Source organism: uncultured Ruthenibacterium sp. (assembly GCF_963558415.1).
Lineage (GTDB): Bacteria > Bacillota > Clostridia > Oscillospirales > Ruminococcaceae > Ruthenibacterium.
In genome coordinates this window covers 1-13,433 of the sequence record NZ_CAUWGY010000060.1, presented here as the reverse complement: position 1 = coordinate 13,433, position 13,433 = coordinate 1, and the positions used below count along the sequence as shown (strand labels likewise).

The following is a 13,433-nucleotide window of genomic DNA, read 5'->3' as shown; positions in this document are numbered from 1 at the left end:
GGGCCTGCCTTGTCCTCGCCATACAAATGAGTTGCAAAGTTTTCAGCAAGCCCCTCGCTGACCATCATCTCCCCAAGGGTGATACTATTCCGCCACTTAATAAACTGAAAGCGCACATTATGGTTTACTTCGTGGGCCAGCGCAACAGGAAGGCGAGTCAGTGTAAATTCATTGGGGATCAGCCACGCCATGATGTACCCCGGAATACCACCATCGCCGCAATATCCTTCATTCAGGGAGATATAGGGGCTTTCAGCATTTGCCAATAAAACCGTAAATAGATACTCGCTGACGGGTAGTTCAATCCCATTGTTCAAGAAGCATTCCAGAGATCTCCGAATGGACTGCTCACAAGATGCCCAGAGCCGATCTGAAGAAAGGCTCTCAATGTTTGCTTTTTGTGACTGATCGACCTTTGTGGGGGAAATAAACCCCAGCATATTACTTGCCATGATAATGTCATATCCATTGGGTGTAGTTGCCTTCATAGGGATTTGATAGCAGTCCCACTTGCCCTTAAAAGGCATCATCAGCTCATACCGGTAAATGTCGTTTTTCTTTTCGACGGGAGCCTCCATTATTTTTTTGTAGACGGCATCCGAACGTACATAGCTTAATTTCATATAGTCACATTCCTTTCTTGTTTTTTTCAGCATACACCATGACGTAACGTGAGAGTCAAGAGGAATGAACAAATATGAAATAGATGCTTACCTCCCTCGATGTTTGGCTTTCTTTTTTTCCTGCCGCAAAGCAAATAGGCGATCCTTTTCTGCTTCTCGTTGCTCTCGGCTCTTTGTTTTTCTTTCTAACTTACACTGTTCATGTTGGAGTTTAAGTGCTTGCTGTGCTTTAGTACCAATTCCCTTATCTTGCAGTTGACTGTTTATTTCACGCTGCATACGTTTAGGGTTGATTTTTCGTTCTGCAATAACTTCCGCTTGGATAGGTGGACTGAATTTCAGCTTGTGCCAATTCTTCAGCAGAAACTCATAAACCTCGTAATCCTTTGGTTCTGCACCAAAAGTGATTTTGCACACCTCATACTTACCGTTACACGATCTTTCATATATGCCAATCCAAAATGGAGCTTCAAATAGAATGGTCAAACTACTTTTGGAGTCAGTACTCATTCTTGTAAGAACTGCCCTTCAAAGTGATTCAGCCATTCAAGGAGAGCATTGTAAAGCAGTTGCTGCTGCTCAAAAATTGTTCCCCCAACCAGAGGAATGTCTGCAAATTCCTGAGCATAGCCCTCGTTTAATTCAGCCGAGGACTGTATGCTCTGGCGCAAAGTCGAAACCAGCTCCATTGCTTCAGCTTTGTCCATCTTATTCAGATTGGTAATGACTACATTGAAATCGAATAACAGCGGTACCGGGCCAGCGGCATAAAAGGCCATCAGTTCCTTAAAATACACTCTGCCCTTATCGGTAATGGAATAGATTGCTTTATCTGCAAACTTACCACCTTTTACAATGTCGCTTTGCAGGTAACCTTTCTCACTCATTTGAAGCACTTTCCGATAGATAGAAGGTACACTTATTTTCGTCCAACGGGAAAAATGATGGTACTCCACATCTTTTTGAATATCATAAGCACTTTGGGGCTTCTCCAGTACAATACCGAGTATGACTAAATCTATTGATGACATAAATACACCTCCGCCTTTTACTATTAACAATAGTACTATTATTGATAGCAAAAGTCAAGCGGGTGTATTATAGCGTTCTAATCGGGAAGTCTTCCTGTTCTGAAAGTTATTGCTGATCCACAGTCCCAGAAAGTTCATTTGCTGCTCTGTGTGGAACCAATGTTCCCCGTGTGTCATAACTGTCATCGTACAATGAAATCTTTTTGAAAAGTTTTCCACAACTCTGTAATCGATCATATTGTCATGTTCTCCGTGCAAAATTCGTGTAGGAGAATCCCACTTCAGAATAGGATGTTTCACTGCATATTGCCAATATTCCCAACTCAGGGTTTGGCCAAATGATGTAGGAATAATCTTTTCCCGGCACAGTTGTTCTTCCGTGACATTTGCCCAACTCATCATTTTAAGAATGAGTTGTTTCATATCAAGAACCGGAGAAACAAACAGACAGTTTTCAAATCGCTCATGTTCGAAGCAAAGCATACTGAACCAAGCCCCAATGCTGTTTGCATATAAAGCGTGTTGCTTCCAGTGCCTTTTCACATATTTCATAACTGAATCAAGTTCAGGAGAAACGTGCCAGGGGTCAAAGGAACCATTTTCAGCTTTTCTTTCTCCATGTCCTGGCAGATCAAAACTTAAAACTTGCCATCCCCTTACACAAATCTTTTCAGCCAAAAAAGATGCTTCTTCTTTGTTCCCGCCTTGCCCGTGAACATAAAGATATAATCGGCTTGAATCATTACCCCAAAGGATTGATGGGATATTACCAATCAATATTTGCTGTGTTATCATTGTGATCTCCTTCAAAAAGCTATTTTTGATAGCCAAAAAACTAATCTGATTAGTATTTTGCTTTCCGACTGCTAAAATGTCAATATGATTAGTAAATTTGCTATTCAAAATATTGACATAGCTAATTGCATTAGTTAAGATGAAAGAAAGTTTATTGACAAGGAGATCAATTATGCGTGTCACAAAAACAGCAGTAATACAGGCTGCTTCTGATATTGCGGATGAAAAAGGGTTAAACAATGTTTCCCTCAAGGTGGTTGCTGAACGGCTGAATATCCGTACACCATCGTTATATAACCACATCGAAAATTTGGATGATTTATTGCGCGAAGTAGCTCATAACGGGATGCGTACCATGAACCAGAGGATGGCCCAAGCTGCCATCGGAAAATCTGGTGATACGGCAATAAAGGCAGTTGCTATTGAATATCTAAACTATATGATAGAGCATTGTGGAATTTATGAAACAATCCAGTGGGCTACTTGGCATGGCACAGACGAAACTGCAAAGATATTTTGCGAATATACAGACCTTCTAAAAACGCTCATCCTTTCCTGTCATTTTGGAACGGAGAATGTATCCGAAATCTTAAACCTGCTCACAGGATTTCTTCACGGATATACCACATTACAGTTGCGATATGCGTTTTCTGATCCTCAAAAGGTCAGAACGGAATTAACGATTGCTCTCGATACAGTTTTAGCCGGTATTCATTATAAATGTGATAGTGAATAACTAAAAGCGCCGCTGATTCGTGAATCAAATTCACGAATCAGCGGCGTTTCCTACCAGATGCAAAAGTTATTTCGTCTTTTTATTTAGAATTTTATTTATCACTCATAAAAAAGTTCTGTAACACAATACTTGAAGTTTTGATAAAATCTTACTCAAATAAATAAAAAGGTAGAATAGAAATTAATTGCTCTAATTTTTTGTTTGTACACCTGTTTGTTTTGAATCTTTTACTTATCCTTGTGTAATCCACTCAGCAGGAATCAATTTGTCGTTACTTCCTCGCCATCTTTCAACAAGATGAGACGAAGACACATCGCCCCAGATATCTTCGTCAGCGTGTTCTGTCACAATAATCTGGACATCCTTTTGCGTATCATGAAGAAATTTATCCATCGCAATAAAAATCTTCTGAACAGCTTGCTTGTCCTCGTCAGCAATTTGTACATCTTCTTCTGACAGAGTGCTGTTGCGAGAGCGCTGAGGAAAATAAACTTGGCTTGGCTGATCGAAAATAACAAAATTGGGAACGGCAACACTTCCGCGAGTCTGAAAGAACTGTTGAAACGCCAAGATTGTTGCAATATGATAAGCGAGCCAATTTGAAGCACTTCCGATTTCCCAAAGATAATCATCACGACCGCTTGCATTCTTTACCTTAAGCGTCAAATCTTTAATTATAAATTCGACAGGGTTGTCGGGATGTTCAGCATCCAAGTTTTTTATAATCTCCACAATTTCTTGGTTAATGTACTTTGTGGCAGCATCAATTTTTCTGCGAATCTCCGATTCGTGAACAATACTTTCCAAATTACGAATTCGATCTTCTAAATCACTTAACTGATTTTCCAGATCACTGTTTTTTCCTACTCGCTGAAATGTTTGGATACTTGCCTCCATCCTGCCCAGGAAATGTGCAATTCCTGCTAAAGTGTACTTTTTATTTGATGTAGTAGTATATCTACGACTTTCTTCACGAATACGGTTACGAATTGCATTTAGTTTTTCGGTACAATATCCAATTTCAGTTTCAACAACTTGCAGTTCCCGCTCAAAGGCTGCGGGTACAATCTGCATATTTCCTGCAGATTGCTCAATTTCCTCAATAGCTTGGCATAGTACGTCTAACTCTTCAGTTACACCTGAATGCGAGCTATTGCAAAAGGGACATATGCCATCTGGCCCAGAGAGCGTCTTTAACCAAGTAGATATTTCAAGTCGTTGAAGTTGAACTTGCAAAGACTCTTCATATTGCCCCATGGAATTACGCAGTTGAAGCATCTCGGTATGTCTCTTTTGAAGAGCAAAAAGTTGAGAAGCAATATCTTGTTCTTCTTTGCGAAGTTCAACTAATTCAGCCGATGAATCTCTTATATTCGAAGCAACTAATTGGGTATCTGTTTCTGCTTTTTCAACTATTGCTTCAAGTTGTTGAACCTGATCGTCAAAACTCGAACACTCATTAAAATGTGCGGTTGTCAGTCCCATATCTCTTGCCTGAGCCAACCAACTGGCAACTTCTTGTTTCCATCCCTCAGAGACATCCTTGATTGTCTTAATATCACGGAGCAAGCGGTCTCTCTGCTTCTTTAACTTATCCATTTCTTGCCGTGCAGCAAGAACTTTTGGAGTTACAGCACCCAAAGCATATGGGAAAATATTAATTAATTTCTGCCTATGTTCAGTTGTATCCGCTTTATAAAATAATACATCAGCATTTGCCACAATATTTTGTGGTTGAAATAAAAATGCCATGAAATCTCTATATGATGGATGGGACGAGAAATTGTTAGTTGCTGGATCAAGATCTAAAAAAGACATTGAAAACAGCTCATTCAAAACATTCTTCACTTCAGTAAGAGTTGTATTAGTCTCAATGGTCTCTGGGATCACAATTTCCTTATTTCTAAGAATAAACATATCCCCAGTTGCCATTTGATTTCCAGGCTCTCGTCTACAAAGTAGTAACTGTTCATCCTCAAGACTAAATAATACACCAAACCATGCACATGCATTTCGTATTGTATCAACGGGAATAGTGCATTTTCCAGAACCAAGACAATAATCAATAATTGGGATAATTGCAGACTTACCAGTTCTTGATGCACCGGTAATAATGTTTATTTTATCTGGCTCAAACTTCACCCGTCGATATGTTAGGTTTGCTTTCTTTGGCCATAGTAGTATGCTATCTATATAAAATTTCACGCTAAAACCTCACTTTCAACCATTCACATATTTCAAGCAAGCTCAATTCTGAGCACCATATTCCTAATTTTTCTGCAGCATCAAGCAAATTTTTTGTTGAAGGGGATAGCCCACGTTTCTTTGCTTGTGTCATCGGAAAAACTTGGGCAGTTGAAATATCCATAGCAAAAAGTTTTGCAGATACGCCAACATTAAAGGAGTCCAAAGTTAAAGGGCGCAATTCTATAGCACTTTTGTTGATGGTATATAAATCATCGTTTTTTTTATCCTTAAATAGTTTTTCTGATACTTTGGAAAGTCCCTTCTTTTTTTGTGTGGATTTAATGACAGTACATAAATCTTCCCGAAGAATAATAGGTAACACAATAAATAGCAGTGGAAATGGAATGGCTTTACTCTCCTTCGAATAATATCCACAAATAAATTGCCACAAAGCCGCAGCTCCAATAGCTGGATTTTGAACATAATATATTTCACGATCTATGTTATTTGTCACCGTTGTCATCTCCTTTCAACAGCTCAATATACCGGGGATGCCAACCTATGGTAGGTCGATCAGACGGTTCGTTTGCTAACGCCTGAAGCGAACCACTACCAAAGAAGCTAGGAACATCTCTCCCAAGGAGTCGGTGACTTATTGCGTAACTTAAGCACTGAGCATACAAATATTTTCCTCTTTCAATGTCACCATTAACAACTACACTTGAAAGTAGTTTCTGATTTTTCCATAGCCTTTTTAGGCTATCATAATAATCAGTAAAGCTACCTCCGTTGATAAGTCCTTTTTTGGCCCAAGCTGTTTTCTCCGATCTCGTTCTTAGAAAGTCACTGGCAGCTTCAAAAATATCCGATTCATCCACATCGATTAATTCAAGCTGTTTGATATATGTATCGTGGCGCTCCACTTCGGATGTTGTCTGACTGGCTTCCGGTTGAACAGAAACTGCACTCAATATTATTTTTTGATCTCTGCTTCTGATCTGCGAATCCAAAGCAGTCTTGTAATCTTTTGATGAGATATATGCAGGTTTATTCTGCTTGGTTTGCTGATGTACCTGGTCACTTACCCAGCCCAGCATAGATTCAAAAAGTTCTGTTGCATACTCTAAAGGGATGGATTGCATCTTAAATTTATTGAACAGCTCTTGGTCGTATGTATCTTCATGAATATCAATTTCCATGAGAGAAATAACTTTAATAACTGTTTCTTTATTCTTAGGCGCAAAACAATACTCAATATATGGTTCTATAGTTTTACTAATGGGCCGGGGCTTTTCCTTGCTTTTAGTATCACCAAATAAAATTATTCTGGCGCTTTCCAATGCTTCCTTTGCTTCGGTTTCAGTTTTTGCTTCCGCAAATAATTTTGGGATAGTTCCTGCCTTTATGGAATGAGATGAAACAACAATATATTTTAAGACAACTTTTGGGGGATATTGCCCCTGGGTAAAATAATTGCACCAGTTGTAAATTGTTTTCCAAAAAACTTCTGCTCTATCTGTAACAGGGTTATTATTAGATAACACACTTTTAGTCTGTTCAGCAATTAGAAGTCCTTCTTTTTCAACCGCTACATCCTCATAAGCCTCAACGCTGACAACGCGTTCATCTAAGCAAATCAATTCATAAAGAGCATGACGCACCTGTAGCATGTATCCCTCAAGTTTATCAGGAACATGTGTGTTGTCGGACATATACTCACCTCGTTTATAAGAATCAAATTATAAACTGTATAAAAATACCGCACGGGAATATCCCATACGGCTTGTCTTGGCCGGCGCAAAGACCCACCGTTAATTAATTATAATGCAACATGGAAAAAATTACAATGACTATAGAACGTCACATTTACATAATTTCAGGCTATCAACCACTGCACGATGATAAATTTTATTATACCCTTATGTACCCAGCCGCATTACACGGCTGGGTTTCTCTTTTGAGGGAGCTAATAAGCTGGGCAGCCGTAACCGTAAATGACGCTACTGCCAATGGAATAACTGTTTTGTCTGCAAGCGTCACCGGAATTGCCCTCAACGGTGTAAACCGTTCCGTTTTCCACACGCTCAACAATTCCCACATGGTCGGTTACGCCATCACCCTCCCAATCAAAGAAGATGATCTGACCTGCAGACGGTTCAAAATTACGGTCCTGCCAAAGCCCCCGATCCTTGAACCATTGGGAACCCTGCACACAGCCTGCAAATTTCGGGATAACACCCGCTTCAATATAGCCGCACTCATTGGCGCACCAGCTCACAAAGCAGGCGCACCATTCCACACGGCTGCCAAAACCGTACCAGCTCCAATATGGTTCGCCGCCAACATTTCCCACCTGTGAAAGCGCAACAGTAACGATCTCGCCGTCCCCTTCGGTAATGCCATAGAGTACCTGGGACCAAAGGGAATTATTCTCATCGGCCAGAAGCTCCGCCATCTGTTCCCGCTGATCCTCGTTAAAGCCATACTGGTCGGCCATTTCTTCGGCGGTTTTGTGGCTGATAGTAATATACAGATAGGTGCGAGTAACGGTAGTTTCCGTTTCCACAATGTTTCCGTTTCCGTCATCCGTTTCCTCGATCACCGTCTCTGTTTTGCTTTCTGTGCGGAACGATATTTCATTCATCTCCCAGAAAATATCTTTCAGAAGCTGTTTCTTGGAATCATCCATCGTAGCCACTTCCTGAGCGTTATTGGGGTCCGTAGTGGTCTTGACGGCATACACCGCAAGCACTTCCTTCCAAACGGCCCGGCTCCCGGACATCTCCAGCACATCATGCGTATGGGAAGTTTTGGTTTCTTCCAGCCTTTCCTCATACTCAGTATTGACCTCCTGCACAGCGGTCCGTATGGTCTGCCCGGTACCGGAGTCCTCGCCGGAGAAGAAGATTCCAAAGCAGGAACCGAGAATCATGCCGATCAGACAGATTACCACAATCACCAGCACGGCAACCCAGCCCCCGGCAGCGATGGCCGCGACCAACGCCTTGGTCGCAGCTATGATAGCTTTCACCGCTGCGATGGTGGCTTTCACTGCAACCCGTGCGGCAGTTGCGGCTGCCCTGGCTGCTGTACGGGCGGCATGGGCCGCAGCTCTGGCAGCCCTCGCCGTAGCCTGGGCTGTCCTCTGGGCAGTTTTTGCCGCCTGCTGGGTAGTCTTGATACTGGCTTTGGCCGTCTTTTCCGCAGTTTTAATGGATTTGCTTGTAGTTTTTACAGTTCCCTTGGCCGTGGAAGAAGCCTGCTTGATGGTCTTGCGGCTCCTGTCCACAGTTTTAATGCTTTTCCGGCTCCGATCCAGTGTCTTAACCGTCCCAGGCTCCTGCCGAACCGTTTTCACCGGTTCTGAGAGACGATCCACCGTATGCGGCCCAGCCCGCTGGCCGGTCTGCTGCGCCGCCCGTTTTTCTGCTTGTTTTTTCGGCTGTTCGGCTGCAGCCTTGCGCTTTTGAAGATTTTCCTTGACCTTGGAAATGTTTTCTTTTGTGGTCTTTACACCCTTGCGCCCCTGCTTATCAAATTGATAAACCGCTTCATGGGCCGCGCTGTCCACATTGGAAGAAACACGGTCGGACGCATATTCACCGGGAGAGCCTTCCTCGGCATATAGGCCATGCTCGGCCTTATCCTTGGTGCGGATATACGCCTCCTTCATCCGTTCAGAAGCAACCGCCGCTTTATCAATCGCCTTAATTCCTTTCTGGGCAACTCTTGTTTTAATTCCTTTCCCCATGGGCTTCACCTCCTTCCATGGGCGGGGCCGCCCTTATTCCTCCAACAGCTTTGCCACCACAACCATCCGTCCGTTGGTGCGGGAATATTCGCAGGTAGAAAGGGTAATGAGCTGATCGCCGTATTTCGCTGTTACACCTGTGTCATAGAGGGCCAGTTCCTTACACTTCGCCACATATTCCTCAAAAGCCGCCTGATTTTCTGCATTGACAAAGTGGTAATACTTGAACCCATCCTCGGAGTAGGCCACCGTCTTAAAAGCAGCGATCACCTCGTATTCACCAAAATGGTCCAGCGTATCAAAGCAGATGGTTTTATGCTCCCGATAAAAATCTTCGCTCTCGTACTTGCACAAATCGGAGAACATACTGCCGTTGTTCATGTGGTGGCCATACAATACCAGATTGTCGGAAATGCCGATGTCACAGTTTTCCTGCAGATAAGGCACCCCGTAACTGCTGTATGACTTATCAAAAGCGTGTTTCAGATAGAAGTTGGGGTTATCCTTTGTCTGCATGATTGGATAATCAATCCGGGTGCCTGAAATGGATACCCAGCCCACCAGGTCGCTGTTCTGGGCATACACCTCCGCATATTTTTCAAACGCAGTTACATTTTCCGGGGCAGGGGTGTTTTCTGGCTCCTGCACAGGCGGCTCCACATCTTCCTTTACCAGCCCCGCTACTTCCTCAAAGGCTTGTGCGCTCTGCTTTTGATCCAGATATTCACGGGCAAGCATAGCCCCGGAGAAAAGGAAAAGGGCGGCGCAAAAGGCCGCCCCCGCGATCATCAATCTGGTTTTCACTTTATGATTCATTTTGACCCTCCTGTATTTATCGTGCCTGTTCCTTGTTTGTTGCCTGACGGTGCTTTTCAGTATGGGACGATCTCAGGCCGCGCAGCTCCGATTTTACGGAAGATTTCTCACCGCTTACTTTTTCTGCCAACTGTCCTGCACCGCGTTCCATATCGGAAAAAGTTTTGCCGCAGGATGTGAAAAGATTCCGCAGCTTGGCAAGCGCGCCCTTATCGGCCTCCAATTCCTGAGCCTGCCGTGCGTCTTTTCCTGCAAGAGTGCGTCCGGCACTTTTCATGTGGCTTCCTGCCTGGTGCAGTTCCTCCCGGATCACATCCAGCTTTCCGGCGCAATGTTCCATCGCCTGGCTCGCATGAGAAAACCCGTGTTCCATCCGTGAGAGGACAGAGGAGATACGCAAAGCCTGTACTGTATGGCGCAAAGCAGCCCGGCCCTTTTCCTGAAAGGTCTGCACCATGCGCCCCGCAGAGGAAACAAGGTTGGCTTTTGTAACGGACACCATACCTTTTACCTGCTGGATTTTTCCCTCTGCCGCCGTTACAAGCTGGGCGCACTGCGCGCGGATTCCCTTGTCGTGAAGTTTTCCCATTTCCAGGCGCATTTCCTTCATCTCGTCCATCATCTGCGACAGTTTATCCTCCATGCTGTCGATATATCCCACCAGGGCCTGCACTTCTTCTTTTTGCTGCTGAAGGTTGTTCTGCTCCAGCACGGAGAGAAGTTCCCTGATCTGGGGGAGTTCCCCCAGCGTATAGGTCAATCCATCCATTTTGTATTCCTCCCATCTGAACATTTATCTCGCTTGTTCGGTCTGTCTTTTGACAGGCGCAAGATCCCGGCAATATTCCGGGTAACGGATCTTTACCCCCTCCATCAGATAAGGGGCAAACTCACAGCAGAATAAATCCTCCGGGGAATAGGCGTTGCTGTGCTCCGGTTCGGTATAACCGTTCCAGAGGTTAAAGGCAAGACGGCAAACCCGAACGGTGCCACTGGTCTGCCAGCCTCCGTGCATACCCTCCGGTTTGATACAGTCCTGCTTGAAATCAAACATCTGGCGGATGTTGGCCCGTGTTTCCGGGGCTATCCCCATGACATAAAAGAAAGACTGGTGATAGCAGTCGTTTTTCCGTGCCTCGCTCATCATCCGCAAAAAGAAATCCCGGTGTTCTGCGGACGTAAACCGGATATTGAGCCTGCTCATACCAAAACCTCCTCGCCGCCGAACACGCCCTCACCGGGCTTGGTGGTCATCAGGGCATACAGCTTTGTGTCGCGCGGGAAGCGGTTGACGAAGGGCACCAGGGCGCTGCCGTATCGAATGAGGCCGCAGCCAGCGTCTGCATTGGTAACATAGCTCATCTGCTCCTTGGAGATATTGAGGAGCTTTGAGAGTTTTTCCCGGTCGGAAGCCGCCTGGTTCAGCATGACGATAAACTCGGAGTTACTGAGCATGGTGCTGGCCTGGACGGAATCCAACAGATACTCGACATTCTGGGTGATAGCGGTAGGGTAAGCGCCGCGCTTTCTGAACTGACGCCATGCGGAGTTGAAGAAAATACCACTCTGCTCATTTTCAAACATGACATGGAACTCGTCGATCACCACATGGGTGCGCTTACCGCGTTTCCAGTTGAGGGTCACACGGTTCAAAATCGTATCGGTAATGACCAGAGAACCGGCAGGCTTTAACTGCTCGCCCAGGCCGTGGATGTCAAAGACCACATACGGTTTGCTCAAATCCACCGTGCTGTCACGCCCAAAGATGTCCAGGGAACCAGTGGTGTAAAGTTCCAGGGAAAGCGCAATCTCTTTGGCCTTTTCCTCTGGCTGTTCCAGCAGCTTATTGCGCAGGTCACACAGAGTGGCGTCCCGCCCGGCCTGTTCCGCCTCCGGGTACACCATGGCAGTGCAGCGGTCAATGATGGACTTGTGCTGCGGCCCCACGCCGCGCTTGTCGATCTGCTCAATCAGGGACATAACAAACTGCGACTTCTCTACAATAGGGTTCTGTTCGCCGTAGCCCTCTACCATATACATGGCGTTAAGACGGTCTTTGCCGCCTGCCACCAGATGGGCCACCGTAGCCTTTTCCCGCCCCAGGGCTTTCACCAGTGCGCCAAATTCCCCCTCTGGATCACAAATCAGGACCTCGTCATTGGCATAATCCGGGTGGAGCATGAGAAAGGCGATCAGCTCTTTCACTGCAAAAGATTTTCCGGCACCGGGAACGCCCAGATAAAAGGCCGACTGGTTCAAGAGATTCGCCTTGTTGCACATGATGAGGTTGTGGGAAATAGCGTTCTCCCCAAAGTAAATGCCGCCCTTATCCTGGATTTCCTGTACCTTAAACGGAATGAACACCGCCAGACTTTCGGTAGTAAGGGTACGGAACGCATTGATCTTGCGCGCTCCGATGGGCAAGGCTGTATTGAGGCCGTCAAGCTGCTGAAATTTGAGCACCGCAAGCTGGCACATATGCTTTCTTGCCACCGAAAGCACCGCTTCTGTATCACTGTCGAGCTGCTCCTTGGTGTCGGCGGTGATGGCCATGGTGATGACAGCAAACATCATCCGCTGGTCGCGGGTGGTAAGGTCGTCCAGAAATTCCTTGCTTTCTTTGCGCTGCTGTTCCATGTCATAGGGCACTACCGCCGAAAAGTTGTTGTTGGCATTCTGACGGCGCTGCCAGTTGGTGATGTTGGTTTCCACACCCAGCAGACGGTTTTCCACTTCCCGAACCGCCTCGTCCGTAGGAACGGGAACCACATCAATGGACAACATCAGGTTGCGATTAAAATCGGTAAGCTCCGTCACCATATTGTCCTTGATATAACTGGCGTAGTCCTTAAGGAACAGCACCCGGCAGAACTTATCCCCCAGTTTGAGAGAATCGCTGTTTTTCACAATGCTGTCCGGGCAGATATAGTCCTTGAAATCGTGACCCCGTTTCGCCATAGCAGGCAGGTCAAAATGGAACTCCGCCTCCTCGCCCTGGCGGTAGAAATCATGCAGGATGCGCAGGCGTTCTGAATCATCCAGTTCTACGCATTTGGACCCCAGGGCCGCAAAGTGGGAAATCAGATCTGCACCTACGCGGGAGAAATAGGCGCGGGCTTCTTCAATGTCTTTTTTCACCACAGAAATGGTGATATATTTCTCCTGGGTGATCCCATTGGCTCCGGTTGCCTTGTCCAGCAGCATTTGATTGTATTCCCTGCGGTACTCGTCCCGGAAGTCCTCCTCCATAGGCATGAGGATGGATTGTTCAAAATTCGCCTTGTTCATGCGCCGGTTGTTGATGGTGATTTTCGTCACCGCACCGGAATCCAGGGAATTGAGCAGCTCCGAATAAATCAGGAACATACTCTCTTTATCCTCCCGGCTGGCTACCAGATAGTTAATATCCGAAAAACGGTAGCTTTTGGAAAACTTGTTCCCGGTCAAAAAAATGCCGTCCTGCCAGATACGGCGGACGGGGATCACATCCTGCA

At 45.3% G+C, this 13,433-nt stretch carries 13 protein-coding genes; 1 reads left to right on the top strand and 12 read right to left on the bottom strand.

The features are described from left to right. The 4 genes from AB5H98_RS09825 to AB5H98_RS09810 all read right to left on the bottom strand — a co-directional run. Nucleotides 1-623 (bottom strand): DUF2268 domain-containing protein (locus AB5H98_RS09825; RefSeq protein ID WP_367925734.1); only part of this gene is annotated, 623 nt, incomplete at its 3' end. A gap of 87 nt (nt 624-710) precedes the next feature. Further along, a complete protein-coding gene (locus AB5H98_RS09820) occupies nt 711-1,133 on the bottom strand; it encodes a YjdF family protein (RefSeq protein WP_009258123.1) in 423 nt (140 codons plus the stop codon). After that, nucleotides 1,130-1,654 (bottom strand): PadR family transcriptional regulator, encoded by a 525-nt coding sequence (locus AB5H98_RS09815; RefSeq protein ID WP_367925733.1) that lies wholly within the window; start codon nt 1,652-1,654, stop codon nt 1,130-1,132. Before AB5H98_RS09815 ends, AB5H98_RS09820 begins: the two co-directional genes overlap by 4 nt. A gap of 54 nt (nt 1,655-1,708) precedes the next feature. Further along, complete coding sequence (locus tag AB5H98_RS09810) at nt 1,709-2,449, bottom strand: alpha/beta hydrolase (protein WP_367925732.1); 741 nt, start codon at nt 2,447-2,449, stop codon at nt 1,709-1,711. Nucleotides 2,450-2,621: 172 nt separating this feature from the next. Between AB5H98_RS09810 and AB5H98_RS09805 the strand changes: the two genes are divergently transcribed. Continuing rightward, entirely contained in the window at nt 2,622-3,185 is a 564-nt protein-coding gene (locus AB5H98_RS09805; protein WP_009258126.1) for a TetR/AcrR family transcriptional regulator, read from the top strand. Between the two features lie 231 nt (nt 3,186-3,416). Here the strand turns inward: AB5H98_RS09805 and AB5H98_RS09800 are convergent, their stop codons facing one another. From AB5H98_RS09800 to AB5H98_RS09765, 8 genes are all read right to left on the bottom strand, one after another. Continuing rightward, a complete protein-coding gene (locus AB5H98_RS09800; RefSeq protein ID WP_367925731.1) occupies nt 3,417-5,390 on the bottom strand; it encodes a DUF3732 domain-containing protein in 1,974 nt (657 codons plus the stop codon). 1 nt (nt 5,391) lies between these two features. Further along, entirely contained in the window at nt 5,392-5,886 is a 495-nt protein-coding gene (locus AB5H98_RS09795) for a three component ABC system middle component (protein WP_367925730.1), read from the bottom strand. Then, nucleotides 5,876-7,084, bottom strand: a complete 1,209-nt coding sequence (locus tag AB5H98_RS09790; protein WP_367925729.1) for an ABC-three component system protein — start codon at nt 7,082-7,084, stop codon at nt 5,876-5,878. The genes AB5H98_RS09795 and AB5H98_RS09790 overlap by 11 nt, the downstream gene beginning before the upstream one ends. A gap of 254 nt (nt 7,085-7,338) precedes the next feature. Continuing rightward, complete coding sequence (locus AB5H98_RS09785; RefSeq protein WP_367925728.1) at nt 7,339-9,123, bottom strand: CHAP domain-containing protein; 1,785 nt, start codon at nt 9,121-9,123, stop codon at nt 7,339-7,341. 33 nt (nt 9,124-9,156) lie between these two features. Further along, nucleotides 9,157-9,939: a class B sortase gene (gene srtB / locus AB5H98_RS09780; RefSeq protein WP_367925727.1), complete on the bottom strand. Its 783-nt coding sequence runs from the start codon at nt 9,937-9,939 to the stop codon at nt 9,157-9,159. Between the two features lie 16 nt (nt 9,940-9,955). Next, nucleotides 9,956-10,708, bottom strand: coding sequence for a DUF6674 family protein (locus tag AB5H98_RS09775; RefSeq protein ID WP_367925726.1), 753 nt, complete (start codon nt 10,706-10,708; stop codon nt 9,956-9,958). Nucleotides 10,709-10,732: 24 nt separating this feature from the next. Next, nucleotides 10,733-11,143, bottom strand: a complete 411-nt coding sequence (locus AB5H98_RS09770) for a DUF6075 family protein (RefSeq protein ID WP_367925725.1) — start codon at nt 11,141-11,143, stop codon at nt 10,733-10,735. Continuing rightward, on the bottom strand, nt 11,140-13,433 hold a 2,294-nt coding region (locus AB5H98_RS09765), incomplete at its 5' end, for a VirB4-like conjugal transfer ATPase, CD1110 family (RefSeq protein WP_367925724.1). The genes AB5H98_RS09765 and AB5H98_RS09770, both read right to left, overlap by 4 nt.

Coding starts and splice junctions, on each gene's coding strand:
- AB5H98_RS09820 (WP_009258123.1), bottom strand. CDS start 1,133: ATGAGTACTGACTCCAAAAGTAGTTTGACCATTCTATTTGAAGCTCCA.
- AB5H98_RS09815 (WP_367925733.1), bottom strand. CDS start 1,654: ATGTCATCAATAGATTTAGTCATACTCGGTATTGTACTGGAGAAGCCC.
- AB5H98_RS09810 (WP_367925732.1), bottom strand. CDS start 2,449: ATGATAACACAGCAAATATTGATTGGTAATATCCCATCAATCCTTTGG.
- AB5H98_RS09805 (WP_009258126.1), top strand. CDS start 2,622: ATGCGTGTCACAAAAACAGCAGTAATACAGGCTGCTTCTGATATTGCG.
- AB5H98_RS09790 (WP_367925729.1), bottom strand. CDS start 7,084: ATGTCCGACAACACACATGTTCCTGATAAACTTGAGGGATACATGCTA.
- AB5H98_RS09785 (WP_367925728.1), bottom strand. CDS start 9,123: ATGGGGAAAGGAATTAAAACAAGAGTTGCCCAGAAAGGAATTAAGGCG.
- srtB (WP_367925727.1), bottom strand. CDS start 9,939: ATGAATCATAAAGTGAAAACCAGATTGATGATCGCGGGGGCGGCCTTT.
- AB5H98_RS09775 (WP_367925726.1), bottom strand. CDS start 10,708: ATGGATGGATTGACCTATACGCTGGGGGAACTCCCCCAGATCAGGGAA.
- AB5H98_RS09770 (WP_367925725.1), bottom strand. CDS start 11,143: ATGAGCAGGCTCAATATCCGGTTTACGTCCGCAGAACACCGGGATTTC.